The sequence below is a fragment of the Ruegeria sp. CK1 genome (genome assembly GCF_056536545.1).
Window position 1 is genome coordinate 903,841 of sequence record NZ_JBQFPX010000001.1, and the last position, 24,337, is coordinate 928,177.

Genomic DNA, 24,337 nt, shown 5'->3' on the forward strand with positions numbered 1-24,337 from the left:
CAGTGTGGCGGCGCAGTGACAGCCAACGCCCATTGGCCCGTTGACGCCCCTTGGCCCCTTGCATAGGAAGGGCAAAACCGACCGGAACCGGGCGCGGATGTGCCCAAAGGGAATGTCATGACCGAACCGTCCAGTGCACCACGTTCATTTCAGGAAATTATCCTGCGGCTTCAGACTTATTGGGCCTCGAAAGGCTGCGCCATCTTGCAGCCTTACGACATGGAGGTGGGCGCAGGAACATTCCACCCCGCGACCACTCTGCGCGCTTTGGGGTCCAAGGCATGGGCCGCAGCCTACGTACAGCCTTCGCGCCGCCCAACAGATGGCCGGTATGGTGAAAACCCGAACCGGTTGCAGCACTATTATCAGTATCAGGTGCTGATCAAACCCAGCCCGCCGGACCTGCAAGAGCTGTATCTGGGCAGCCTTGAAGCCATCGGCATTGACATGAACCTGCATGACATTCGGTTCGTCGAGGATGACTGGGAAAGCCCTACCTTAGGCGCATGGGGTCTGGGCTGGGAAGTTTGGTGCGATGGTATGGAAGTCAGCCAATTCACCTATTTCCAGCAAGTCGGCGGTCATGATTGTGCGCCCGTGTCCGGCGAGTTGACTTACGGGTTAGAGCGTTTGGCCATGTATGTTCTTGGCATCGATCACGTAATGGACATGCCTTTCAACGACCCCCAATCACCCAGCCCGCTGACCTATGGCGACATCTTCAAACAAACCGAAGAAGAATATGCGCGCTGGAACTTTGACGTGGCCAACACTGAGGTTCTGCTGCGGCATTTCGAAGAGGCCGAGGCAGAATGTGCTGCGATTTTGGCAAAGGAGCATGATGATCCAAAAACCGGCAAGCGCATCATCATGGCGCATCCGGCTTACGACCAATGCATCAAAGCCAGCCACGTTTTCAACCTGTTGGATGCGCGCGGTGTGATCTCTGTGACCGAGCGACAAGCCTATATCGGGAGAGTTCGTGCGCTGGCCAAACAATGTGCCGATGCGTTCCTGTTGACCGAGGCTGCCGGATTCGAAGCCTAATGGAGTGCTTAGGCCAATCCGGGCAACAGCACTTTCAAGCCCGCTGCAATCATCCCGATTGCGATGGCCGACAGGATCATGCCCATAAACCGGCTCATGATCACGCGGGCGTTTTCGGACAATCGCTTGGACAGGGCCGAGGCATTCCAGAACGTGACAAACAACAAGAACAAGACGATCAGGAACACGCCAGAATAGATAATGGCGTCCACGGGCTTCGAGATATGGTGGGCATAAAGGATCAGCGTTGTAATCGTGCCTGGGCCGACCAGAATTGGAAACGCCAAAGGGTAAAACGCCACCGTTGCAGGTTCAGGGTAGGATTGCTTTTCCCCTTTGGTCCCGTGGTGCGAGGTGCTTTCGTTTCCGTTCAGCATATTCAAGCCGATCATCAGAACGACCAGGCCACCGGCGACACGCAGGTCATCCACGCTGATCCCGAACAATCCCAGTGTCTGGTTGCCTACAGCCGCGAATGCGCCGCCAAGGATCAGACAGTACGTAGCGGTTTTGGCCGCGACCTTGCGCTGGTCGGCGGGCGTCAGGCCGTCGGTGACGCTAAGAAAGACGGGCAGGTTGGTGATCGGGTTCATGATCGCAAACAATGCGCCGAAGAACCCGACGGCAAGGGTCATGTCCATTCTAGTTGCCTCGTTCTTACCTGTACCGGTTTGAAAACTGGCCTATTTCCTGTGAAGTTGAAAGAGGTCGCGTGATTATGATGGTGAATAAATGACTGGAAAACTGCTCGCACTTATTCTCCTTGTATCTGCGGCCTTGGCCGGAGCGGGTATGTATTACTTGCAGGTTTACGGGTTTTATTACGACGTAGATCCAAGTCCCGGTCAGGATGTGGCTTTGCTATCGGCGGAAGAGGACGTTTCGCAACCGATCCGTTACACAGCGTTTCAGGCGATTGATGCCGATAGTTCTCCGATCCGCTACAGGGCGTGTTTTGAGACCGACATGACAGCCGAAGAATTTTCCGCGTTTCGTCCCGTCGAAAATCCCGAGCCGTTGACGGCACCGGGATGGTTTGATTGCTACGATGCCGTTGCCATCGCCGAAGCACTGAGGTCCGGTGATGCGAAAGCGTTCTTCGGAGCAAAGAATATTCACTATGGCGTTGATCGAATTGTCGTCGTGACTTCGGATGGCAAAGGCTATGCTTGGCACGCGCTCAACAATTGCGGCGAAAAGGCCTATGACGGAACGGTTGTGGGCGAGGAATGCCCACCCCGGCCTGAAAATTGAGGGTGTCATGATAAACTCAGTGCTTGAGATTCCCAGCCTGCTAACTGCGACGCTTGGTATCGCGGTCTATCTGACCGGAGCCGAGATCAACGCGCGCGTCGCTGTTCTGCGCCAGTTCAATATCCCCGAACCGGTAACGGGCGGGTTGCTGGCTTCTTTCGTTTTGCTGTTTCTGTATCTAATCACAGGCATCGAGCTGAGTTTTGATTTGGCCTCTCGTGATTTCCTTTTGGTCGTATTCTTCGCTGGAATTGGCCTGAATGCCCGGTTGTCTGATTTAATCTCTGGCGGTAAGCCGCTGTTATTGCTTCTTATACTTACCTTGGTGACGATCATTGCGCAGAACGTGGTTGGTGCTGCGGGTGCGGTGGCTTTTGGATATCCAGCACAGGCTGGGGTTCTGTTCGGTTCGGCATCGCTGATCGGTGGTCATGGTACCGCTATTGCCTGGGCACCCGAGGTTGGCGCAGTCACCGGGCTGGCAGGGGCGACTGAACTGGGCGTGGCTGTCGCGACTCTGGGCCTTGTTCTGGCTGCTTTGGTCGGCGGCCCAATTGCTAGGTTTCTGATCGAAGGTAAGGGGCTGACACCAGATCGTCCCGACGAAGAACACACCGTCGGTCTACCAGACAATCCAAACGAAGCCGAAGCAAAGATTGATCATCTAACCATAATGCGTGTCCTGCTTCATCTGAATCTGGCGATCATCTTTGGCTATGCCTTGAATGAGGTAATTGAGGCCACCGGGCTGAGGTTGCCGTTATTTGTGCCTTGCTTGATCATGGGCATCGTTATCGCCAACTTGCGCTCAGCCTTGGCACCCAAAGCGCCGGCGGTATCGCGCACGCCTTCTCTGGCGTTGATCTCAGAGTTTTCGCTGGGCGCTTTCCTGGCTATGTCGCTGATGAGCTTGCAACTCTGGACTATTGCCGAGCTGGGTTTGGCCATCGTCGTCATCATGGGCGCGCAAACGCTGTTTGCTGTGGCTTTCGTAATCTGGGTTCTGTTCCCTGTAATGGGCGGTAACTACCGTGCGGCGGTGCTGTCTGCCGGGTTCGGCGGTTTCGCCTTGGGCGCGACACCTACTGCTATCGCCAATATGACCGCAGTTACTAAGCGATATGGCCCTTCGCCTATTGCCTTTATCGTGCTGCCCCTTGTATCCGCCTTTTTTGTGGATATCGCCAATGCCATCGTCATTCAGACGATCGTCAATTTCTAAGGACCGAAAATGCCCGACCTGCTGATCGAATTGTTTTCCGAGGAAATCCCCGCGCGTATGCAGACCCGCGCCGGTGAAGACCTGAAAAAGCGGATCACCGATGGTTTGGTCGAGGCCGGTTTGACGTATTCCGGTGCGGCCGCCCTGACCACGCCACGCCGCCTGACGCTGGCGGTCGAAGGGTTGCTGGCAGAAAGCCCGACGATCCGCGAAGAACGCAAGGGCCCCAAGGTCGGCGCGCCGGATAAGGCTATCGAAGGGTTTCTGCGCGGCGCGGGCCTGACCCGCGACCAGCTAGAGGAGCGTGACACGCCCAAGGGCGCGGTCTATTTCGCCACGATCGAAAAACCCGGTCGCCCGGCGGCTGAGATAGTGGCCGAAGTGCTTGAGGTCTCCATTCGCAACTTCCCGTGGCCCAAGTCGATGCGCTGGGGCAGTGGCCCGTTGCGCTGGGTGCGTCCGCTGCATTCGATCCTGTGCATCCTGTCTGATGAGGCTGGCACGCAGGTTGTACCGCTTGAGGTTGACGGCATCAAAGCCAGCGACACGACCGAGGGCCACCGATTCTTGGCTCCAGGACGGTTTTCCGTTTCCTCCTTTGAGGATTACGCAGCCAAGCTGAAAAGCGCATTTGTTGTACTGAACCCTGCTGACCGGGCCGAGCATATCTGGAACGACGCTCAGAACATGGCATTTGCTGCTGGTCTTGAGGTGGTCGACGACAAGGGTCTGCTGGCCGAAGTCGCCGGGCTGGTCGAATGGCCCGTCGTGCTGATGGGGCAGATTGACGATGAATTCCTCGAACTGCCGCCCGAGGTTTTGCAGACCTCGATGAAAGAGCATCAGAAGTTCTTCTCGGTCCGCAATCCTAAGACCGGTCGGATCGAACGATTTATCACCGTCGCCAACCGCGAAACCACCGACAATGGCGCGACCATTCTCGCGGGGAACCAAAAGGTGCTGTCGGCGCGTCTGGCCGATGCGAAGTTCTTTTGGGAGAACGATCTGCGCGTTGCCAAATCAGACATCACCCAATGGACTCACTCGCTCGAGAATGTGACCTTCCACAATAAGCTGGGCACACAGGCCGAGCGCATAGACCGCATCGCCGCACTGGCCCGCGAACTGGCGCCGGTGACCGGCGCGGATGCCGAACAGGCCGAGAAAGCTGCGCGTCTGGCCGAGGCCGATCTGAGTTCCGAGATGGTCTATGAGTTCCCCGAACTTCAGGGGCTTATGGGGCGGTACTACATCGAAGCCGCGGGCGAGGACGCCGCTGTGGCCGCCGTGGCGCAGGAACATTACTCGCCGCTGGGTCCCTCAGACGACGTACCGACCGCGCCGCTCTCGGTAACCGTGGCGCTGGCCGACAAGCTGGACACACTGACTGGGTTCTGGGCGATTGATGAGAAACCGACCGGTTCGAAAGATCCGTTTGCCCTTCGTCGCGCGGCGTTAGGGGTTATTCGGTTGGTGCTGGAGAACAATTTGAGGCTAAGCCTAACGGACAGTGTAAGCCTTACTTTTGTTTCTCACATTATCTCCTTCGGGCTAAGTGAGAGCCACTTCTATAAGAGTCTTATCTTGCACGCGGCACCGGAACGTGGAGAGCAGCTTGAGACACCATGGCAGGACCGTCCATTTTCCTTGGTATTGTCAGATGGGTTGCTTAGCGAAGAAGAAATCTCAGATATCGAAGTCAAATTGATGGGTCTCGAAGGCGAGATTTTTGACGAAGACGAGGAGCGTTACAAGGCTGCAAACGCAGCTCTAGAGCGATTGGAGCAGTTGGCTCATTCGGCGGATACAATGGCTGGCGCGCATATGTTTGTATCAGATGATGAGACGGACTCCATTCGCTACCTAATGACGCTGGACTGCTATTTCTCGGTTTGGCAGAATGGGGCACAAACAATCGCGTCTGAACTCCTTTCCTTCTTCCACGACCGCCTCAAGGTCTTCCTCCGCGACGAGGGCATTCGCCACGACATAATCGACGCCTGTATCGCGATGGAGGGGAATGACGACCTCAACCTGCTGGTCAAACGCGCCCGTGCTCTGAACGAGGTTATCGCGACCGAGGATGGTGAAAACCTCGTGCAGGGGTTCAAACGCGCCAACAACATCCTGACGCAGGCCGAGGAGAAGGACGGGGTCGAATACTCCTATGGTGCGGATGTGAAATTCGCCGAGACGGACAGTGAAAAGGCGCTGTTTGCCGCATTGGAGGCGGCGCAAGGTGACATCAACGCCGCATTGAAGGCCGAGGATTATCCCGCCGCCATGTCTTCGATGGCTGCGCTGCGTGGTCCGGTCGACGCTTTTTTTGAGGATGTGCAGGTCAATACAGACAACGCTGTCCTACGTCGTAACCGTTTGAACCTGCTGAGCCAGATCCGGCAAGTTTGCTCCAGCGTGGCGGACCTCAGCAAGATCGAGGGCTGATCCAAAACGCCCTTGCGCCAGTGGTGCAGGGGCTTATGCTGCGGGCAAATCAAAAGGTGCCGCAGTGCAGAATAACCCGCATACCACTCTGATAACGCCTTCGGCCCCCGTTGCCACCGAAACACATGGTGGCAGGGCGAAGTGTCTGCAACGTCTGGTCCGGCTGGAGCTTCCGGTTCCTCGGACGGTCGCGCTGTCATTTGATGCGATCCATCGGATTGCCGAAGGTCAGGTGCCGGACATCGCGGCCATCCTCGAACAGTTCGATCAGTCTGCACTGCTATGTGTTCGGCCCAGTTCTGAAGATCCTGATTGGGGTGGTCCGGGTGCGATCCTGAACATCGGTATGAACGACGCGCGCTATGTGGACTTGTCGGATTCGATGGGGGTCGAGGCCGCCGCCGCGCTGTATCTGCGTTTTGTCCAAAGCTATGCGATCCATGTGGCGCGTTTGGATGCGGATGTCTTCGATGATATCGACGCGGATGGAAGCGAAGGCCTTAGCATGTCATTGCGGGCCTACGAAGACGAAACGGATGAAGCGTTTCCACAGGATCGCGGAGAGCAACTGATCGCCGTTTTGCGGTCGATGGCCCGAGCGTGGGAGGGCACTTCGGCACGGTTGTTGCGCCAAGCAAAAGGCGCGCCCGCAGATGCCGGGCTGGGGTTGGTGATTCAAGAAATGATCCCGGGCGTGGGGCAAGGCGAATGCGGATCGGGTGTTCTGCAACTGATTGATCCTACTACAGGAATGCCGCAGATCACCGGTCGTTACCTGAGCCAAAGCCAAGGGCGTGACGCCCTGGGTGAAAACGTAGCCGCGCTCTATTTGGAAAAAGACCAGCGCGGCAAGTCCTTGGAAGAGGTCGCGCCAGAGGCGTTTGATGAACTCAAGGCCCATGCGGCATTGATGCGCTCAAAGTTGCGCGAAGAAATGCAGGTCGAATTTGTGATCCAGAATGGCAATGTGCATATTCTGGATGGGGTGCGGGTGCAACGCAGCGCAAGAGCTTCGATGCGGATTGCGGTTCGATTGGCTGAGGATGGGATCATTCCGCCGCAAGAGGCTGTGATGCGGGTCGATCCGCATTCCTTGAATGAAATGTTGCACCGGCAAGTTCACCCGGAAGCCCGCCGCGATGTTCTGACCACTGGTATTGCTGCCAGCCCGGGCGCTGCGACGGGTAAAATCGTGTTCACAGCAGCAGAGGCACAGGCCAGCGCCGCACGAGGAGAGCCTTGTATTCTGGTGCGTCGTGAAACTTCGCCAGAAGATGTGCGTGGAATGCATGCAGCGGTTGCCGTTCTAACGGAAAAGGGCGGCATGACCAGCCACGCTGCTGTAATCGGTCGCGGTTTAGGGCTGCCTTGCATTGTCGGTGCGTCCGAGATGCGATTCCAGACAAAGAAAAAGCTGCTTGGCGCGCCGGACGGGCGTGTGTTCAAAACTGGCGACACACTTACGATTGACGGAACTTCGGGGCAGGTGCTGGCAGGTCAGCCAGCGATGCTTGAGGCGGCGTTGGATGACTGTTTCCAAACCCTTATGGGCTGGGCCGATGATGAGCGCGACATTGCCATTCGTGCCAACGCCGACACGCCAGCCGATGCACAAACCGCCCGGAACTTTTTGGCGGAGGGGATCGGGTTGTGCCGGACCGAGCATATGTTCTTTGACCCCGGTCGCCTTATCGTGATGCGTGAGATGATTTTTGCGCAAACCTCGTCCGGGCGTGCGGCAGTACTGGAGAGGCTGCTGCCAATGCAGCGCGATGATTTCGTGCAACTGTTTCGGATCATGGAAGGGCAACCGGTTTGTATCCGTCTTTTCGATCCACCACTGCATGAGTTTCTTCCGACAACACGAAGCGGGCAGCGCGAATTGGCTGAGGCGCTGGACCTGCCGGTTTCGGATGTCGAACGACGTGTGGCGGCAATGTCCGAATACAATCCGATGCTCGGGATGCGCGGCGTCCGCCTTGGTGTGACCGTGCCAGAAATTTATGACATGCAGGCGCGCGCTATCTTTGAGGCAACGGTTGAGGCTAGCAAAGACGGCGCTGCAGTTGTTCCCGAAGTCATGATCCCGTTGGTTTCTGCCAAGCGCGAAGTTGAGCTGGTGAAATCTCGTATCGATTCCGTTGCTGCCGCAGTAGCAAGTGAACGTGGGCAAGAGTTTGAATATCGCTTGGGTGTGATGGTTGAAACTCCGCGCGCCTGCTTACGCGCGGACGAGATCGCACCGCAGACTTCGTTCCTGAGTTTCGGCACCAACGATCTGACCCAGATGACTTATGGGTTGTCGCGTGACGACGCAGGCCGGTTTATGTCAGCCTATGTGCGCCAGGGTGTTTTTGCCGAAGACCCGTTTCACGTGCTCGATCCAGACGGTGTCGGGGAATTGCTGAAACTCGGGGCGGAACGAGGGCGGCAGGCACAGCCGAATGTTACACTGTCTGTATGCGGTGAACATGGCGGGAATCCCGAATCAATCGCAATTTGCCGCGATCTGGGGTTTGACTATGTGTCATGCTCGCCGTTCCGGGTGCCGGTCGCTCGGCTGGCTTCCGCTCAACTGGCGATTTCGTCCAGACTTGGGGGTTGACACAGGCCTTTTCCCCTAGGATTAGTGGTTTTGAAGCAACCTTGTGGCAGAATTAAATTTCTCTACGGGCGATTTTCCACTTGCATATTCTTCTGATCTGGACGTCGTCGCCGGACTGCGCTAAACGCCTCGTCGCGCCCGCCGGGGGAGGGTTTGGCGCGACATGTGCCTGTGCGAGGTTATCTGATGCTACGATACATACTGGCTGTTGCCACAATGGCAGCAACCATGCTGCCGAGTGTGTCTTTCGCTGAAAGGGAAGCCACCGATACTGCCAAACGCGAACTGGTTACCCGGACAGAAGTGCCCGGGCAAAACTTTCGCGACTATTTGAATCTGTTCAAGCCAAGAAAAGAACTTGAGCAGGTAAAAATTTCGTACTCGAAAGACTGGTTGGACCAACAGCCCAAGGCGACCGGGGACGAAAACTTTAAATGCTTGGCCGAAGCGCTTTACTTTGAAGCGCGTGGTGAAAGTGTGCGCGGTCAGTTCGCCGTCGCCGAAGTTATCTTGAACCGTGTAGACAGCGGCCGTTTTCCAGACACGCTGTGCGGCGTGATCAAGCAGGGAACGGGCAAGAAATATCAGTGCCAGTTCACCTATACATGCGACGGCCACAAGGAAGTGATCCACGAGAAGAAGGCTTATGAGCGGGTAGCGAAAGTAGCCCGTGCCGCCATTGATGGAATTGCTAAAGAGCTGACAGAAGGTGCCACGCACTATCACACCACGGCGGTTCGTCCGTCTTGGTCGCGCGTGTATAAGGAAACGGCACGGATTGGCGTGCATGTTTTCTATCGCCACAACTATCGGACAGCGAGCAACTGATTGCCGCACCCGCGCTGGAACCTTGATGGCGCGGGTCCTTTTTTGACTTATGTTGCGGGCTAGGAGGCCCGCAATGAACTTTTCACGCAGACAGTTTCTGCAAACGGCAACCGCGCTCGCGGTTTTACCCAACGCAGTAAGGGCATCTAGCTCTGATCTGGTCGCGCATGAGGCGATGCAACAGATCGCGCCCGATGGGTACCCATCAACGCCAGTGTGGACCTATGGTGGTCGAGTTCCGGGTTCGGAAATTAGATTGCGTCAAGGGGAGAGGCTTCGGCGTAGGCTGGTGAATGAATTGCCTCAGCCAACGACGGTGCATTGGCATGGCATCCGGATTGATAATGCCATGGATGGTGTCCCGGGTTTCACTCAGAATGTAGTCGAACCGGGAGAAGACTTTTTCTATGACTTTGTAGTGCCTGACGCAGGGACCTATTGGTACCACGCGCACAATCGGTCGGTTGAACAGGTGGCGCGTGGTCTTTACGGACCACTTATTGTTGAAGAGGCCGAAGCCCCGGATATCGATCAGGATTTAACGTTGATGCTGGACGATTGGCGTCTTGATCCGGAAACGGCTCATATCGTTGATGATTTCGATAACGGTCACGACAAAAGCCACGCTGGACGTTTGGGTAATCTCGTCTCAGTCAATGGGCGTTTTGATCCCGGCTATCCAGTGCAAAGTGGGGAACGCCTGCGCCTGCGGCTGATCAATGCGTCGAACGCGCGGATTTTTGACCTTGCCTTGGACGGTATGGCGGGCTGGATTGCGGCGCTAGACGGTATGCCACTTGCAAGCCCCCTGCCTATTGAAGAGAGCTTTCCACTAGCTCCGGCGCAAAGGGCAGATTTGATCGTAGATATTCAGGCAGCGCCTGAAGGGGTTGCCAGCCTAGTCAGCCGTGAAAGGGACGGTGGTTTTGGGCTAGTTCGGTTTGTAGCGTCTGACCGTTCCGAACGCGCGGGGCGACAAGCGGTTTCACCGTTGCCTGCGAATCCTATGCCTGAGGTGTTGCTGGACAGCGCACCGCTGCACCAGATGGTATTGCAGGGTGGTGCTATGCGGTGGCTTGAATCCGCGCATCTGGGCGAAACTCAACTTTCAGGCCGTGAACTGGCGCAATTGGGCCGGTTCTGGGCCTTGAACGGTCATGCAGAGCGCCCGAACGACCCGTTTCTTGACGCACAGCTGGGAAGTGCGCATCGGATTGAATTCGTCAACGAAACTGCCTTTCCTCATGCCATGCACCTGCACGGCCACCATTTTCGGATTGTATTGCCGGATGGCGGCTTAGGACCATGGCGTGACACAGTGCTGGTCGAGCGCGGACAAACCCGTCAAATTGCGCTCGTGGCGGATAATCCAGGTGACTGGCTGCTGCATTGCCACATGCTGGGTCATGCCGCCTCTGGGATGATGAGCTGGTTTCGCGTAACCTGACGCCGCAATCGACGACTAGAATGGCGCTTGTTGCGGTGCTATACGCCCGCGCAACGTATAGTTTGGGCAGACCAGTCCAAAAGCCCGAAAAGGTCCGTCGCATGAGTTCTGAAATTCGCCTTGCCTTTGCGCATCCGTCCGAGCGGTCCGAAGCGACAGCCGCGCGCGGTCCGTTGGATCGTATCTCACTGCGTGATCATATCGTTGAGGTTGAGATCGGCGCCTTTCAAGCCGAACGCGGAACAACGCAACGCATCTGCTTTAACATCGTGGTCGAAGTGCGCCCATTGACCGACCCAATTGACGATGACGTGGATCGTATCCTGTCTTACGACCGCGTAACCGAGGCAATAGCCCACGAATTGGCGGCAGAAAGGCTGAATCTGCTTGAGACTTTAGCGGATCGAGTTGCTGAACGAATTTTACTTGAGCCTCAGGCTGTAAGGGCTTTTGTGCGCATTGAAAAACTTGACCGAGGCCCGGGTGCTTTGGGCGTGGAAATTGTCCGCGGCAAGGACAAAATTCATCACGATGTGATTGAAGAGGAACGCCCACACCCAAGGTTGGTGTTCCTGTCGAATGAGGCCATCGCGTCCCCCAATTTGACCGGATGGATCGATCAATTGGAGAACCGCCAACGCCCGTTGATCTTGTGTGTAGGTGCGGCGGATATGGCTGTGCCACAGACTGGTCATGCGATGACACAGCGCCGGATCGACCTATTGGCAATTGAACAGAACGCGTGGGTTCTGGCAGCCCGGGATCACCGCTGTGTGGTCGTTTCCACCCGGACCGAATTAGACTGGGCGATGAAAAACGGCCAGATCTGCGTTTGGGCGCCATCCAAAATCGTTTTGGATGCAGTGGATGGTCCCTCTGCGGCACCGTCGGATGCCGTTGCCTTAGCGGCTTGGTTTGCCGCCACCTTTGAAGCCAGCGAAATGATGGTGATTGGCGGTGCGTTGCCGACCGCGCCCAAAACGCCACTGCGCGCTGTTCCCTTGGATCAGGCGCAACTGTGACTGATTATTTTCGACCACTTGTCCAAAGTGGCTCAGCCCGTCCTGAAGGCTCTGAAACGCTGGCAGGGCAGCCGCTGTGGTTCACTCATGTGGAACGGTTGTCTCGCACTGCTGAGCCAGAGATTGTACCAGCGCAAGATATTCCAACAGGAGTATTGAAACGCCTGATCGATCCAAGACCGGCTGTCGCTGAGCTCGAGATGAACTGCCCGCAGATAATGGGCGTGCTTAACGCAACCCCAGACAGTTTCTCGGATGGTGGAAAGCACAATTCTGTTGAAACTGCTTTGGCCGCTGCAAAACAGATGGTTGCGCATGGTGCAAGTATTCTGGATATCGGCGGTGAGTCGACGCGCCCAGGGGCCAGTTCTGTACCTGAGGATGAGGAGATTGATCGAACTAAGCCATTGATCGACGCTATCCGCTCTGAAACGCGGACCCTAATTTCGATCGATACTCGAAAGGCCAGCGTTGCAAAGGCCGCCTGGGCCGCAGGTGCAGGTCTGATCAATGATGTGTCCGGGTTTACCTACGACCCCCATTTGGCACCATTTTGTGCCGAAGTTGGCGCACCCGTCTGCGTGATGCACATGCAGGGTGACCCGGCCACAATGCAGGATGATCCGCAATACGCCGATGTACTTCTGGATGTGTATGATTTTCTGGAAGGGCAGATCGAAAAGTTGGAACACTTGGGTCTCAACCGCAATCAGATTGTTGTTGATCCGGGGATCGGTTTCGGCAAAACACTGGCACACAATCTAACTCTTCTACAAAATCTCAGCCTATTTCATGGTTTGGGCTGTCCAATCTTGTTGGGCGTATCGCGCAAAGGATTCATCGGAGAAATCGGTCAAGAGCCCCGCAAAGATGCCCGCGCTCCGGGATCAATCGCCGTAGCTTTGGCCGGATTGTCCCAAGGTGTGCAGATTGTAAGGGTTCATGACGTGGCTGAAACCGCTCAGGCCTTGCGTCTGTGGGCTGCCGTCCGGTAATCCGGTCGCAGGCAAGAATTTAACGGAGAACCACCATGCGCAAGCTGTTCGGGACCGACGGGGTGCGGGGCACCGCCAATACCCATCCGATAACGGCTGAAATGGCCCTGCGCATTGGCGCGGCTGTCGGGCGGTATTTTCGCCGCGATCAGTCTGGAGTGCACCGCGTGGTGATTGGCAAGGACACGCGCCTGTCCGGATATATGCTGGAAAACGCGCTGACGGCGGGGCTGACTTCGACCGGGATGAACGTACTGTTGTTGGGGCCGGTTCCAACGCCGGCGGTGGGCCTGATGACCCGATCTATGCGCGCGGATTTGGGTGTAATGATTTCGGCCAGCCACAATCCAGCTGAAGACAACGGCATCAAATTCTTTGGCCCAGATGGTTACAAGCTTTCCGATCAAGCTGAGTTGGAAATCGAGCGCCTTATTGAAGAGGGCGTCAGACCAGCACAGGCCCAGAATATTGGGCGTGCCCGCCGCGTGGACGATGCGAGATTTCGCTACGGGGAGCGGGTAAAGTCATCGTTGTCCCGCGATTTGCGTCTTGATGGTCTCAAGGTGGTGGTCGATTGCGCCAACGGCGCTGCGCACCGCACTGCACCAGAGGTTCTGTGGGAATTGGGCGCCGAGGTGATTCCGGTCGGGGTCGCGCCAAACGGCAAAAATATTAATTTGAACTGCGGTTCTACCAAACCTCAGTTGGCCGCTGAAACGGTTGTGGCCCATGGGGCCGACGTGGGTATCTGCCTGGACGGTGACGCCGATCGAGTTGTCTTGGTTGATGAGCACGGGCAGGTGGCAGATGGCGATCAGCTTATGGCGCTTTTAGCGACAACCTGGGCCAAGGCGGATCGCCTAGAAGGGGGGGCTCTGGTAGCGACCGTTATGTCAAACCTGGGGTTAGAGCGGCACCTCGCAGCGGAGGGGCTGCGATTGGAGCGCACAGCCGTGGGCGACCGCTATGTCGTTGAAAAGATGCGGGAAGGCGGGTTCAATTTGGGTGGCGAGCAATCTGGCCACATCGTTATGAGCGACTATGCCACCACGGGTGACGGCCTAATGGCGGGTCTGCATTTCTTGGCCGAGATGGTGCATTCGGGCCGGAAAGCTTCCGAGCTGTCGGTTCAGTTCGAAACCGTTCCGCAATTGCTAAAGAACGTGCGGTATGTCGAAGGGCAAGCTCCGTTGGAATCCGCCAATGTGCAAGCTGCAATTGCCGATGCTGAGGCACGATTGAACGGGCAGGGGCGTTTGCTGATCCGTAAATCGGGGACGGAACCTTTGATCCGTGTGATGGCCGAATGCGAAGATGATGGTCTGCTGACGCAAGTTGTCGACGGCATTGTTGCCGAAGTCGAGGCCGTTGCAGGCTAACGCCCGATCAGCGTTTTGCGCAGACTGAACCACTGGCTGATCGCCAGTCCGGTCAAGATCATGGCCAACGCGATGTAAAACCGTAGTGGCAGGTTTTCGGACAGTATCCATGCGCCAAACACCATCGACCAGATTGGTACCTGATAGTTGACCAACGTCAGAAAGACAGACCCCGCGCTGCGAATAATCGACACGCGCAGGAGGGTGGCAAAGGCCGTCGGTACTAAACCCAGTGCGACAATGGCCAGACCGGGTCGTGTGCCTTCCCAGCGCGGAAGGCCTTCGGTCACCAACATAATCGGTAACAAAAGTACCGCACCTACCACCAGCGATAATGCGGCGAGCACCACTGGATCAATCGGTGGACAACGCCTTGTGAAGATCGATGCGCAGGAATAGCACAGCGCTGCGCCTATGCAGGCCAGCTGCGCCAAGGGTTCGTTACCTTGTCCGATCTGCGCCAGCCCCGGTCCGATCAAAACCAATGCTCCGCAAAATCCCAGTGAGACCCCAAAGAACCTGCGGGCATTCAACGGTTCGTCTGAAAAGAAATGCGCCAGCGGCAGCACCATTAGTGGGATTGCGGCCATCGACAGCCCCGCAAAGGCCGAAGCTACATATTGCTGCCCCCAACTGAGCAGCATGAAGGGTAAGGCTGTAGACAGCAGGCCGATGACGGCGATGTAGCCCCACAGATTCAAATCACCCGTCGGAAACTTGCGCCCAGTCAGCGCCATCATCGCGAGCAAGGTCACCGCACCCAAAGTGGTGCGCGCCGTTGCGACAGTGATCGGGCCATAGCCTTCAAGCGCGATGGCGACGACCATGAACGTGCCGCCCCAAATGAGGCCAAGGGAGACAACGCCGCCCCAGTCGCGCGATGTGGGCTGATCGACCATATCAGATTGTGACCTTTTAAACCGTTGCCAAGATTGATCGCGTGAAACGCGTGCTGTTTCAATATGTTGATTGAAGAGAAATGAAATAGGGCGGCCAAAGCGGCCGCCCCGATGCTGATGAAAATCAGACTTAGTTCTTTTCTTTGTCGACCATTTTTCCAGCCGAAATCCAAGGCATCATCGCGCGAAGTTTCGCACCGGTTTCCTCGATCATGTGCTCGTCGTTGGCGCGACGCGATGCTTTGATAGTTGGCTGGCCAACCGCGTTTTCCAGCATGAAGTCGCGAACGAATTTACCCTGCTGGATGTCGTTCAGAACCTCTTTCATACGCGCTTTGGTCTCGTCGTATTTCAGGATGCGCGGGCCGGTGACATACTGGCCGTACTCAGCCGTGTTCGAGATCGAGTAATCCATGTTGGCGATGCCGCCTTCGTATATCAGGTCAACGATCAGCTTCACTTCGTGCAGACACTCGAAATAGGCCATTTCTGGCGCGTATCCAGCTTCGACCAGAGTTTCGAAACCGCAACGGATCAGCTCGACCAGACCGCCGCACAGAACGGCTTGTTCACCGAACAGGTCGGTTTCGCATTCTTCACGGAAGTTGGTTTCGATGATGCCCGAGCGGCCGCCACCGATGGCCGAGCAGTAGGACAGGCCGATTTCCAGCGCTTTGCCGGTTGCGTCGTTGTTTACAGCGACCAAGCAAGGCACGCCGCCGCCCTTGACGTATTCGCCGCGTACAGTGTGGCCAGGGCCTTTCGGGGCCATCATGATGACGTCGACGCCTTCTTTCGGCTCGATCAGGCCAAAGTGAACGTTCAGGCCGTGGGCGAAGGCAATCGCGGCACCCGGCTTGATGTTGTCATGTACGTATTTCTTATAGGTCTCTGCCTGCAGTTCGTCGGGCATGGTGAACATGATGACGTCGCACCATGCCGCCGCTTCGGCGATACCCATGACCTGCAGACCTTCTGCTTCGGCTTTCTTGGCCGAAGGCGATCCTTCGCGCAGGGCGACAACCAAATTCTTGGCGCCCGAGTCACGCAGGTTCAACGCGTGGGCATGGCCTTGGCTGCCATAACCCAGGATGGCTACTTTTTTGTCTTTGATCAGGTTGATGTCGCAATCGCGATCGTAATAGACGCGCATGTTTCCGGTCCTTTCCGTTGCAGTTGACGTGCTTTTAGTCCGCTGCGGAGGTATTGGCGAGTGTCAAAGGATTGTGTACTTGTCAAAAAAGAGAAAAAATATTCGAGTAAACAGTCAATACTGGAAAAATCATGCTTGATGACATGGATCGACGCATTCTGCGCCATTTGCAGGCGGAACCAAGCCTTGGGATGGCGGAACTGGCCGAGCGGTGCGGTGCTAGTCAGGGGGTGTGTTGGCGCCGGGTTGAAAAAATGCAGGCGTCGGGTGTCATTCAGGGGCAAGAAGCAATAATCGACTGGTCCGCCCTTGGCTATGCCGTAGAGGTATCTCTACGCGTGACGTTAGACAAAACGCAACCGCGCGCTTTTGATGAGTTCACGGCGGCAGCTAGAGAAGTCGCTGAAGTGATTGAAATTCAGACCTTTCTGGGGAGAGTTGATGTCAGACTGTCGGTCATTGCGCGGGATATGTCCCATTATCAGCAACTGTACCGGGACCGTATTCTAAGCCTTCCGCACATAGCCGACATCGAAGCGCTGATGCATATCGCGCGGGTCAAAGCCAACGTGGTCCTACCGGTATGATAGAGCTTGACCAAACCGACCGCCAAATATTGCGAGCATTGGTGCAAGATGCCACGCAAAGCGCTGGTGCGCTGGGGCGCAAACTGGGTTTGTCTCAGCCTGCCACGTGGCGACGTATTCGGAGGTTGGAAACGGCCGGCGTTCTCAAGGGGCGTCGCTTGCGGTTGAATGCCGAAGCGTTGGGATTCGGTGTAACCGTGTTTCTAGGGGTCAAACTGGCGCGAAAAGGGCAAGTCAGTCTTGAAGATTTTGAACGCGCAGTCAGCGCCATCCCTGAGGTGCAAACCGTAGAACACGTGCTGGGCCTGTACGATTACCGTCTTAGGGTCGTTGCACGTGATCTCTCAGACTTTGAGCGCGTTCTGCGGCGGCGGATTATGACCCTGCCGGGTGCAGGCGACGTTGAAGCCAATGTGCTGCTCAGCGAAGAACGCCGGCCGGGACCAATTGGTTGACTGGGGTCAATACTTGGTGCGGATGCAATACCCAGGGTGATGCGTCATTCGCGCAAAAGCCATCGGTTCACCGTTTTTCCAGGTCGTGCGTTCAAGCTGTATCATCGAAGTGCCAGCGGTGGTTCCCATAAACTCGGCCAGTCTGCCGTCCGCCGAAACGGCGCAAAATGCAATCTCGGCCTCTGTAAAGGGTGCGACGTGCAGCAGCCACTCATGCGGGCCTTGCGCATTGAGGTCCGCATTTTCCACGTCTGGCACGGTGTCGATGTTTATCCATCGCTCTTCCAATTGAAAGGGACGGTTGTCCGCATAGTGCATACAGATCACATGTAAAACGCGCGCCTCGGATGAAACGCTGAGTTGCGATGCCAGCCAGCCCGGGCTTGGTACGACATTGCGTTCGACAAGGGCATAGCGATAGGTTGAATTCTGGTTTTCAACAGCTTGGCGGACGAGGGAAAATTCAAGCTTCGCGTGTTTGCTGGGCTCTTTTTTGACCCTTGTACCGCTTTTGCGCTTACGTTCGACAAACCCTTGTTCGGCAAGTTCCCGCAAAGCTCGATTCACTGTTGCACGGGCGCAATTAAATTCTTCTGCGAGCTGAGTCTCGGTCGGCAGCAGAGATCCTTGTGGCCAAATCCGGCTTTCAATACGTCGTTTAACTTCGTCACGTACGACTTGAAAACTGATCCGCTTTTGAGCAGTCACGGGTATAAATACCTTTCTTCTACAAAGTGTATGTATCTGTTCAGAAACATCCCTGGGTGTAAAGGGGTGGTGACACTATTTGGCGTCAAGGAGTTGTTCAATAGGCGACAAAAGTGGTTAATTTTTTGTTAGGATTTTGCGTTCCGTTAGGTCAATAGTCTGTGCGAGACAAGCGCACTAACATCGCGGAAACAGACTCAGCTTGCCCGAATACTCTTTGAAAGGACAAATCATGCCGGCGCTCTTGGAAACCATCGACCCGAACGGGCTCGAAGAATTTTCGGTTGTGTTTACGGATCGCTCTTTGAACCATATGTCCGCTCGGTTTCAGACCGTCATGCGTGATATCTCTTCAATGTTGCGGGATGTATATAACGCGGACGGAGTCGCTGTGATACCAGGAGGCGGCACCTATGGGATGGAGGCCGTGGCCCGTCAGTTTGCGCGCAACGCCAATGTCCTTGTCGTGCGCAATGGTTGGTTTTCTTACCGTTGGAGCCAAATCATCGAATCCGCAGATTTGACCGCGTCAGCGACGGTACTCAAGGCGCGGCAAACAGGAAACTCCAGCCCGTCGCCATTTGCGCCAGCTCCGATTGAAGAGGTCGTCGCAACAATTCGCGAGCAGCGCCCTGACATCGTGTTTGCGCCGCATGTAGAAACGTCGGCGGGGCTGGTTCTTCCGGAAGAGTACGTGACCGCTATGGCAGCGGCTGCGCATGAGGTCGGTGCGTTGATGGTACTGGATTGTATCGCTTCGGGCTGTGCCTGGATCGACATGAAGGCGACAGGCGTTGATGTTCTGATCTCGGCCCCCCAGAAGGGCTGGAGCGCTTCACCCTGCGCTGGACTGGTTATGTTGTCCGATCGTGCCGAGGCTCGGTTGGAGGAAACGACTTCGGACAGTTTCGCCGTGGATCTAAAAAAGTGGCGCCAGATCATGCAGGCTTATGAGAACGGCGGGCATGCTTATCACGCCACTATGCCGACTGATGCGCTGCAGGCGTTCCGGGATACCATGATCGAGACGCGCGACTACGGCTTTGAAAAACTGCGCGAGGCGCAATGGGCATTGGGTAATGGAGTTCGGGCTATGTTGAAGGAAAAAGGCGTGGTTTCGGTTGCAGCTGATGGCTTCGGCGCGCCGGGAGTTGTGGTTAGCTACACCTCAGACTCTGACATCCAGAACGGCAAGAAATTCGCGGCGCTGGGTATGCAGATCGCAGCCGGTGTACCTTTGCAGTGTGATGAACCCGAAGGGTTTAGCACGTTCCGCTTGGGTCTTTTTGGCTTGGACAAGTTGTATGACGTGGAAGGCACCATCGCACGATTGAAACGCGTGTTGGATCAGGTTCTTTGATCTTCCGGCCTCAGCGCACGCCGAGGCCCATTTGCATCAAAGTTTTGCGTACGGGCGGCAGGGAGTAGAGCGCGTTCAACCCCATCGCCCGTACGTCACGTAATGGGCGTGCTTCGATCATCGAGGCGCGGTTCAGCAGGTCGATACCTTTGACGCGCATTGTGACCTCGGCGTGGCGGGTCTTGTGATAGGCGTCCAGCATCTGCGCGTTTCCCAAGCCATCTTGATTGTCTTGAGCCAAATCCAAAAGGCTGCGCAGATCGCCAAGCGACATATTCAGTCCTTGCGCACCGATAGGGGGTACAACATGGGCAGCTTCGGCCATCAGAGCGATGCGTTCGCCTGACAAACGTTCTGCTGATTGACTTATGATCGGCCAGATCGTCCGGCGAGAGGCCAATTTCAGTGGCCCAAACAAGCCGCAGGATCGTTCGGTCATCAGTGCCTCGAAAACTTCGGGTTCGGTGTTCAGCAACTCAACTGCGCGCGGGCCACGTTCCATCCATACAATTGCCGAAGACGGTTGGCCTTTCCAGTCAGGCAGCGGAACTAAGGTGAAGGGTCCACCGGAACGGTGAATCTCGGTCGAGACGTTTTCATGCGCGATCGGATGCGTAACGGCAAAGGCCAAGGCTTTCTGACCATAGCGCGTGGTGTGGACCTTGATCCCAGCCGCCTCACGCATTGGGGAATTTCGTCCGTCCGCCGCAACTACAAGCTTGCAATGAATTTTGCTTCCATCGCTAAGTCCCACGCGCGCTTCGGCGGTTCGGGTGAAAAGGCTGGTGGTTCCAGTGCCGGGGCGAAAATCGACGTTGGGCAGTTCGGCAAGACGCGCCACCATCTCTCGCCGCAGCAGCCAGTTGGGCAAGTTCCAACCAAAGGGCTGGTCCGAGATATCGGTAGCGTTGAAGTCGCGCACGACGCGGGGTTCCGGCAAATCACCACCCGCATCCACGATACGCATGACTTGCAGAGGTGCAGCATGTTCATCAAGCCGTGCCCACAACCCGCATTGCTCCAAAAGCTGGCGCGCCGGTTGCAGAAAGGCCGTGGTCCGTAGGTCAGACCCACCCACGTCGCGTTCAGTGATCGGCGGGGTGGGGTCGACACAAATTACTTTGAATCCGGCAGTTCCAAAGGCTGCCGCAGCGGTCAGTCCGGCGATTCCTCCGCCAGAAATCAGGATGTCACAGCTTTCAGTCATGGCCTTGGTCTCCGAAGATTTGGGCAGAACCTAGTTCGGTTCCAAGCCTGGCGCCAAGTGACATCCTGTCCCGTGTGTCAGCCGCGTGAGATCAGGATAAGGAGGACAAAGATCATCGGCACCATCATGACAGCTGGGATGTATAACCCCGGCAATCCAAACAACAAGGCCGAGCATCCCCACATGCTGAAGATCGCGGCCGCCGTGTAGAACCAATCTTCCGGTTCACCGTTGGCGGCATCGCGGGCCAGCCAGCCAAAAACGGGGATTGCAAACAACAGGCGCTGCCAAATGGGCAGGCGTCCGGGCATCTCGATCGCGCTCATGGGGTCTCCGATTCTGTTCGTCGCTGAGGCGCATATAAGGACGATGCTGCAGGTGCAGAATGTGCAGATCGTCGCAGTGTGACAGCCTATCGCAGGCTACCCAGAAACCCAGTCAGATCATCGGTGTGATGGTGGATATGGTCAGCTTCATGAGGCTCGGGCGCGACGTGGACGGTACGCATACCCATAGCATGAGGGGCCGCCAGATTGCGGGGGTCGTCCTCGAACATGGCTGCCTTAGCGGCGTCTATTCCATCTCGCGTAAAGATCGCCTCGAACGCGGATTTTTGTGGCTTAGGTCGGTACCCGGCGTGCTCGATACCATAGATTGCATCGAACAATCCGCTAAGTCCTCGCGCCTCAAGAACACGCTCGGCATACGGCGCACTTCCGTTGGTATAAACAATGCGGCGACCGGGCAACGACTGGATATGGGCTGCCAATTCGGCGTCAGGGTCCATATGACTCATGTCCACCTGATGCACTGCGTGTAGATACGGGTCGGGGTCCAGATCATGTTCGGCCATCAGCCCCGCCAAGGTGGTGCCGTATTCCCGCCAATAGTGCGAGCGCAGCCGATCAGCCTCGGCCCGATCAACACCAATGGCCTGCACAACGTAATCCGTCATCAGCACTTCGATCTGATCGAACAGGCGCATATGCGGCGGGTAAAGCGTGTTGTCGAGATCGAACACCCATTGGGTGACGTGATTGAATGCAGGTTTAACCATGGTTTTGGTTTAGGGTGCGGGAGCGCTGTTTTCAATGCCGCTCTTGATCCGCAGGGCAAGTGACGGATAGACATGTCCGAACGAGGAGATAAACCACCCAATGCCCCATTCCAGACAGCCGGCCAAAGACGCCTACAGCCTTATTCTCGAAGCGATCGACGTAGGCGTTTACAAGCCTGGCGATCGTTTGGTCGAAAGCGAGCTTGCCGAGCGGTTTGGTGTATCGCGAACGCCGATACGCGAAGCATTACAGAGGTTGGAAACACAGTCCCTATTAGAAAGGGATGGAAGGTCGCTGATCGTGGCTTCGCTGGACCACAACCAGATGGCTGAGCTGTACGTCGTACGGCGCGAACTGGAAGGCTTGGCTGCGAAGTTGGCTGCCAAACATGCCACGGAAGAAGAGATCAAAGTATTGCAACAAATGGTTGCCGAGGATGATGCGCTGGTCGATGATCCGTCGGCTTTGTCGCGTGCGAACCGGCGGTTTCACGAACAGATTCATCTGGCATCGCACAATCGCTATTTGGTTCAGCAATTGGACCTTGTGCACCGCACCATGGCGCTGATGGCCACAACATCTCTGGCAGTGCAGGGGCGGGGTGAGATCGCCCAGAGCGAACATAAGGGCATTGTTGAGGCCATCGCAGCGCGTGATGAAGAAGCCGCAGAGCGTGCGCTCAAAGAGCATATCTCGGTCGCCTTCATGACCCGCTTGAAACAGGATGCAGTCTTGCGCGAGAACTGATTACAAGGGGGGTGTTCCTTCTTCAATGGCCTGACCATGTTGCGTCTTATCCCAAAAGAAAGGGTTCAGCACCAACTCCCAAAGGGCTTTGTATGCAGCTAGAACGCCAAGTGGAAAATACAGCGGCATTGTCAGGACCCACGGCAGTAGGAACCTCCTCTCCCGAGCAGAGACGGCGATGAATCCAACCACGGCATTTGTGATTTCAGCAGTTACAAACAGCCCAATTAACGCAGCCGTTACAGTGGTCGGAACAACAGGGTCCAACGGCCCGGGTATTCCGAAGCTCGTCAACCAGAATAACCAAAGGACAGGAGCGAGCAGGAATTGCCCAACCGTTCCCAAAAAGAAGGCTTGAACACCAACAAACCTTAATAGGCCGAGATCTCGCAAAAGGCGCATTGGAGCTCGCATGTGAACCAGATAAGTCACCATGAACCCTTTGAGCCAACGTGAGCGTTGCCGGACCCACGGCCAGGCACGAAAATTTGCTTCTTCAAAGGTCGCAGTGTTGACCATTTCAGTGCGATAGCCAGCACGGGCAAGGCGCACCCCCAGATCGGCGTCCTCGGTGACGTTGTGGGCATCCCATCCGCCCAATTCCAGAAGCTTGTCGCGGCGAAAAAAGAATGTGGTGCCGCCCAATGGAACAACAAGTCCAAGTTTAGCGATGCCCGGTAGGATGACCCGAAACCAACTGTTGTACTCGATAGTAAAGCAGCGTGATCGCCAATTGGTACGAGGGTTGTAGTAATCAAGAACCCCTTGCAGGCAAACGACATCCTCTTCTGCATGCGCAAAGTGCTGGACGACACGCTGAATCTGGTCGGGCTGCGGGGCGTCTTCCGCATCCCAAACACCTAAAATATCGCCGCGGCAGAAGTCCAACGCATAGTTCATCGCACGGGGCTTGGTGGTCAAACCATTAAGTTCGGGCACTTTGATGGCTCTGATCCAGCCGGGCAAATCAACTTTTGCCAGAGTGGTCCGCGTGACTTCGTCCGTTTCCTCAAGCACCAAAACGATCTCTAACAGCGACTTGGGATAGGTGAGACGCAGTAGCCGTTGAATTAAGGCATCTGCAATCTCTCGTTCCTTGTATAACGGAACCATGATGGACACGCGGGGTAGGGCACAAGGCAGACCATATTCTTTGGCCGCAGCTTGTTTGGAAGAGCCACGCCAAAGAAAGGCAAGCAGACCCGCGATGCGCAGAGACATGAATAGAAGCAGGCTGATAACAGCTGCAGAGATGAGAGCCGTAAGACCGATTATGGGATGGGCAACGAGCAGGCCCAAAATACAAGCAAGCATAAGCACTGTACTGGCTAGTGAGCGCTCTGACCAAGACCGGCAGCTTTGCTCAAGGTCCACCCGTCTTTCAGCAGCTATGGCAAGTGAGTTAGAAAACAATTTCCCAATTGCGTTTTGAATCTGAACGCTTCCGGCCAGCACAGGAATAATTGTGTGGCCGCACGGCTGTAATTCTTCGCGCACCTTCTGGAAACAGTCTGGACGCGCCGTGGCAATCAGCAGAATAGTACCCAGTCGTTTCCATGGAATAACATTGTGGGTAAGCCAAAATTCGGCGGGATTGATTTTACACAAGTCGGGACATGGAGGCTGATCAACAAGATCAACGATTTGCAGACCACTTTGGTCGGACAGGGCTGCCTGCACGTCCTGACGTGTGACACGGCCTTCGGAAACCAGAATTTCTCCCAGCCGAGCATGTTGCCAGGATTGCAGGCGCAGAGCCTCATTAAGTTGCGACGGAGTGATTAACCCTCGATCAATAAGGTAAGCCCCCAACGGCTTACGTTCCTTCGCATGGATCGGTGCGGCGTGCTCGAAATGTTGGAGGTTTAGTTCAACCATAAAGAAAAACCCTGACGCGGTTGCTGGGCGTCAGGGTTGTC

General features: G+C 56.0%; 22 protein-coding genes. 14 read left to right on the plus strand and 8 right to left on the minus strand.

Features of this window, described 5'->3' with window-relative positions:
• Window positions 1-117 precede the first annotated feature (117 nt).
• Window positions 118-1,047, plus strand: coding sequence for a glycine--tRNA ligase subunit alpha (locus tag ACR0L3_RS04360; RefSeq protein WP_480743944.1), 930 nt, complete (start codon window positions 118-120; stop codon window positions 1,045-1,047).
• A gap of 8 nt (window positions 1,048-1,055) precedes the next feature.
• On the opposite strand, the gene ACR0L3_RS04365 is transcribed toward ACR0L3_RS04360, so the two are convergent.
• The gene (locus ACR0L3_RS04365; protein ID WP_480743946.1) at window positions 1,056-1,688 is read right to left on the minus strand and encodes a MarC family protein; all 633 of its coding nucleotides are present in this window, start codon (window positions 1,686-1,688) and stop codon (window positions 1,056-1,058) included.
• Window positions 1,689-1,779: 91 nt separating this feature from the next.
• On the opposite strand from ACR0L3_RS04365, the gene ACR0L3_RS04370 reads away from it, so the two are divergent.
• The 9 genes from ACR0L3_RS04370 (at window position 1,780) to glmM (ending at window position 14,244) form a co-directional block, all read left to right on the plus strand.
• Complete coding sequence (locus ACR0L3_RS04370; protein WP_480743947.1) at window positions 1,780-2,301, plus strand: DUF6446 family protein; 522 nt, start codon at window positions 1,780-1,782, stop codon at window positions 2,299-2,301.
• Window positions 2,302-2,308: 7 nt separating this feature from the next.
• On the plus strand, window positions 2,309-3,523 hold the full coding sequence (gene gltS / locus ACR0L3_RS04375) for a sodium/glutamate symporter (protein ID WP_480743949.1): 1,215 nt from the start codon (window positions 2,309-2,311) through the stop codon (window positions 3,521-3,523).
• A 9-nt stretch (window positions 3,524-3,532) separates the two neighbouring features.
• Window positions 3,533-5,968 carry a glycine--tRNA ligase subunit beta gene (gene glyS / locus ACR0L3_RS04380; RefSeq protein ID WP_480743951.1) on the plus strand — a complete coding sequence of 812 codons (2,436 nt, stop codon included), beginning with the start codon at window positions 3,533-3,535 and terminating at the stop codon, window positions 5,966-5,968.
• Window positions 5,969-6,032: 64 nt separating this feature from the next.
• Window positions 6,033-8,573 carry a putative PEP-binding protein gene (locus ACR0L3_RS04385; protein WP_480743952.1) on the plus strand — a complete coding sequence of 847 codons (2,541 nt, stop codon included), beginning with the start codon at window positions 6,033-6,035 and terminating at the stop codon, window positions 8,571-8,573.
• A gap of 186 nt (window positions 8,574-8,759) precedes the next feature.
• Window positions 8,760-9,401 (plus strand): cell wall hydrolase, encoded by a 642-nt coding sequence (locus ACR0L3_RS04390; protein ID WP_480743953.1) that lies wholly within the window; start codon window positions 8,760-8,762, stop codon window positions 9,399-9,401.
• Between the two features lie 73 nt (window positions 9,402-9,474).
• Window positions 9,475-10,848: a multicopper oxidase family protein gene (locus ACR0L3_RS04395; RefSeq protein ID WP_480743954.1), complete on the plus strand. Its 1,374-nt coding sequence runs from the start codon at window positions 9,475-9,477 to the stop codon at window positions 10,846-10,848.
• Between the two features lie 101 nt (window positions 10,849-10,949).
• Window positions 10,950-11,870, plus strand: a complete 921-nt coding sequence (locus tag ACR0L3_RS04400; protein WP_480743956.1) for a dihydroneopterin aldolase — start codon at window positions 10,950-10,952, stop codon at window positions 11,868-11,870.
• Window positions 11,867-12,865 carry a dihydropteroate synthase gene (folP, locus tag ACR0L3_RS04405; RefSeq protein WP_480743958.1) on the plus strand — a complete coding sequence of 333 codons (999 nt, stop codon included), beginning with the start codon at window positions 11,867-11,869 and terminating at the stop codon, window positions 12,863-12,865. Before ACR0L3_RS04400 ends, folP begins: the two co-directional genes overlap by 4 nt.
• A 35-nt stretch (window positions 12,866-12,900) precedes the next feature.
• On the plus strand, window positions 12,901-14,244 hold the full coding sequence (gene glmM, locus ACR0L3_RS04410) for a phosphoglucosamine mutase (RefSeq protein WP_480743959.1): 1,344 nt from the start codon (window positions 12,901-12,903) through the stop codon (window positions 14,242-14,244).
• Here glmM and ACR0L3_RS04415 read toward each other — a convergent pair.
• Both ACR0L3_RS04415 and ilvC read right to left on the minus strand, forming a co-directional pair.
• A complete protein-coding gene (locus ACR0L3_RS04415) occupies window positions 14,241-15,143 on the minus strand; it encodes a DMT family transporter (RefSeq protein WP_480743960.1) in 903 nt (300 codons plus the stop codon). The two genes, glmM and ACR0L3_RS04415, sit on opposite strands and share 4 nt — an antisense overlap.
• A 130-nt stretch (window positions 15,144-15,273) precedes the next feature.
• Window positions 15,274-16,296, minus strand: coding sequence for a ketol-acid reductoisomerase (ilvC, locus tag ACR0L3_RS04420; RefSeq protein WP_480743961.1), 1,023 nt, complete (start codon window positions 16,294-16,296; stop codon window positions 15,274-15,276).
• A gap of 131 nt (window positions 16,297-16,427) precedes the next feature.
• Here ilvC and ACR0L3_RS04425 point away from each other — a divergent pair, with 131 nt between their 5' ends.
• Together ACR0L3_RS04425 and ACR0L3_RS04430 are read left to right on the plus strand one after the other, a co-directional pair.
• Window positions 16,428-16,883, plus strand: a complete 456-nt coding sequence (locus tag ACR0L3_RS04425; protein ID WP_480743963.1) for an Lrp/AsnC family transcriptional regulator — start codon at window positions 16,428-16,430, stop codon at window positions 16,881-16,883.
• On the plus strand, window positions 16,880-17,338 hold the full coding sequence (locus ACR0L3_RS04430; RefSeq protein ID WP_480743964.1) for an Lrp/AsnC family transcriptional regulator: 459 nt from the start codon (window positions 16,880-16,882) through the stop codon (window positions 17,336-17,338). Before ACR0L3_RS04425 ends, ACR0L3_RS04430 begins: the two co-directional genes overlap by 4 nt.
• 6 nt (window positions 17,339-17,344) lie before the next feature.
• Here ACR0L3_RS04430 and ACR0L3_RS04435 read toward each other — a convergent pair whose 3' ends face one another.
• Window positions 17,345-18,046: a GntR family transcriptional regulator gene (locus tag ACR0L3_RS04435; protein WP_480743966.1), complete on the minus strand. Its 702-nt coding sequence runs from the start codon at window positions 18,044-18,046 to the stop codon at window positions 17,345-17,347.
• A gap of 232 nt (window positions 18,047-18,278) precedes the next feature.
• Between ACR0L3_RS04435 and ACR0L3_RS04440 the strand changes: the two genes are divergently transcribed.
• Window positions 18,279-19,406, plus strand: coding sequence for an aminotransferase class V-fold PLP-dependent enzyme (locus tag ACR0L3_RS04440; protein WP_480743968.1), 1,128 nt, complete (start codon window positions 18,279-18,281; stop codon window positions 19,404-19,406).
• Window positions 19,407-19,416: 10 nt separating this feature from the next.
• On the opposite strand, the gene ACR0L3_RS04445 is transcribed toward ACR0L3_RS04440, so the two are convergent.
• The 3 genes from ACR0L3_RS04445 to ACR0L3_RS04455 form a co-directional block, all read right to left on the minus strand.
• Window positions 19,417-20,613 carry a UbiH/UbiF family hydroxylase gene (locus tag ACR0L3_RS04445; protein ID WP_480743969.1) on the minus strand — a complete coding sequence of 399 codons (1,197 nt, stop codon included), beginning with the start codon at window positions 20,611-20,613 and terminating at the stop codon, window positions 19,417-19,419.
• A gap of 77 nt (window positions 20,614-20,690) precedes the next feature.
• Complete coding sequence (locus tag ACR0L3_RS04450) at window positions 20,691-20,939, minus strand: hypothetical protein (RefSeq protein ID WP_480743970.1); 249 nt, start codon at window positions 20,937-20,939, stop codon at window positions 20,691-20,693.
• An 86-nt stretch (window positions 20,940-21,025) separates the two neighbouring features.
• Window positions 21,026-21,670: a pyrimidine 5'-nucleotidase gene (locus ACR0L3_RS04455; protein WP_480743972.1), complete on the minus strand. Its 645-nt coding sequence runs from the start codon at window positions 21,668-21,670 to the stop codon at window positions 21,026-21,028.
• A 100-nt stretch (window positions 21,671-21,770) separates the two neighbouring features.
• On the opposite strand from ACR0L3_RS04455, the gene ACR0L3_RS04460 reads away from it, so the two are divergent.
• Window positions 21,771-22,418, plus strand: a complete 648-nt coding sequence (locus ACR0L3_RS04460; protein ID WP_480743974.1) for a GntR family transcriptional regulator — start codon at window positions 21,771-21,773, stop codon at window positions 22,416-22,418.
• Here ACR0L3_RS04460 and ACR0L3_RS04465 read toward each other — a convergent pair whose 3' ends face one another.
• On the minus strand, window positions 22,419-24,296 hold the full coding sequence (locus tag ACR0L3_RS04465; RefSeq protein WP_480743975.1) for a glycosyltransferase: 1,878 nt from the start codon (window positions 24,294-24,296) through the stop codon (window positions 22,419-22,421).
• Between the last annotated feature and the right edge of the window lie 41 nt (window positions 24,297-24,337).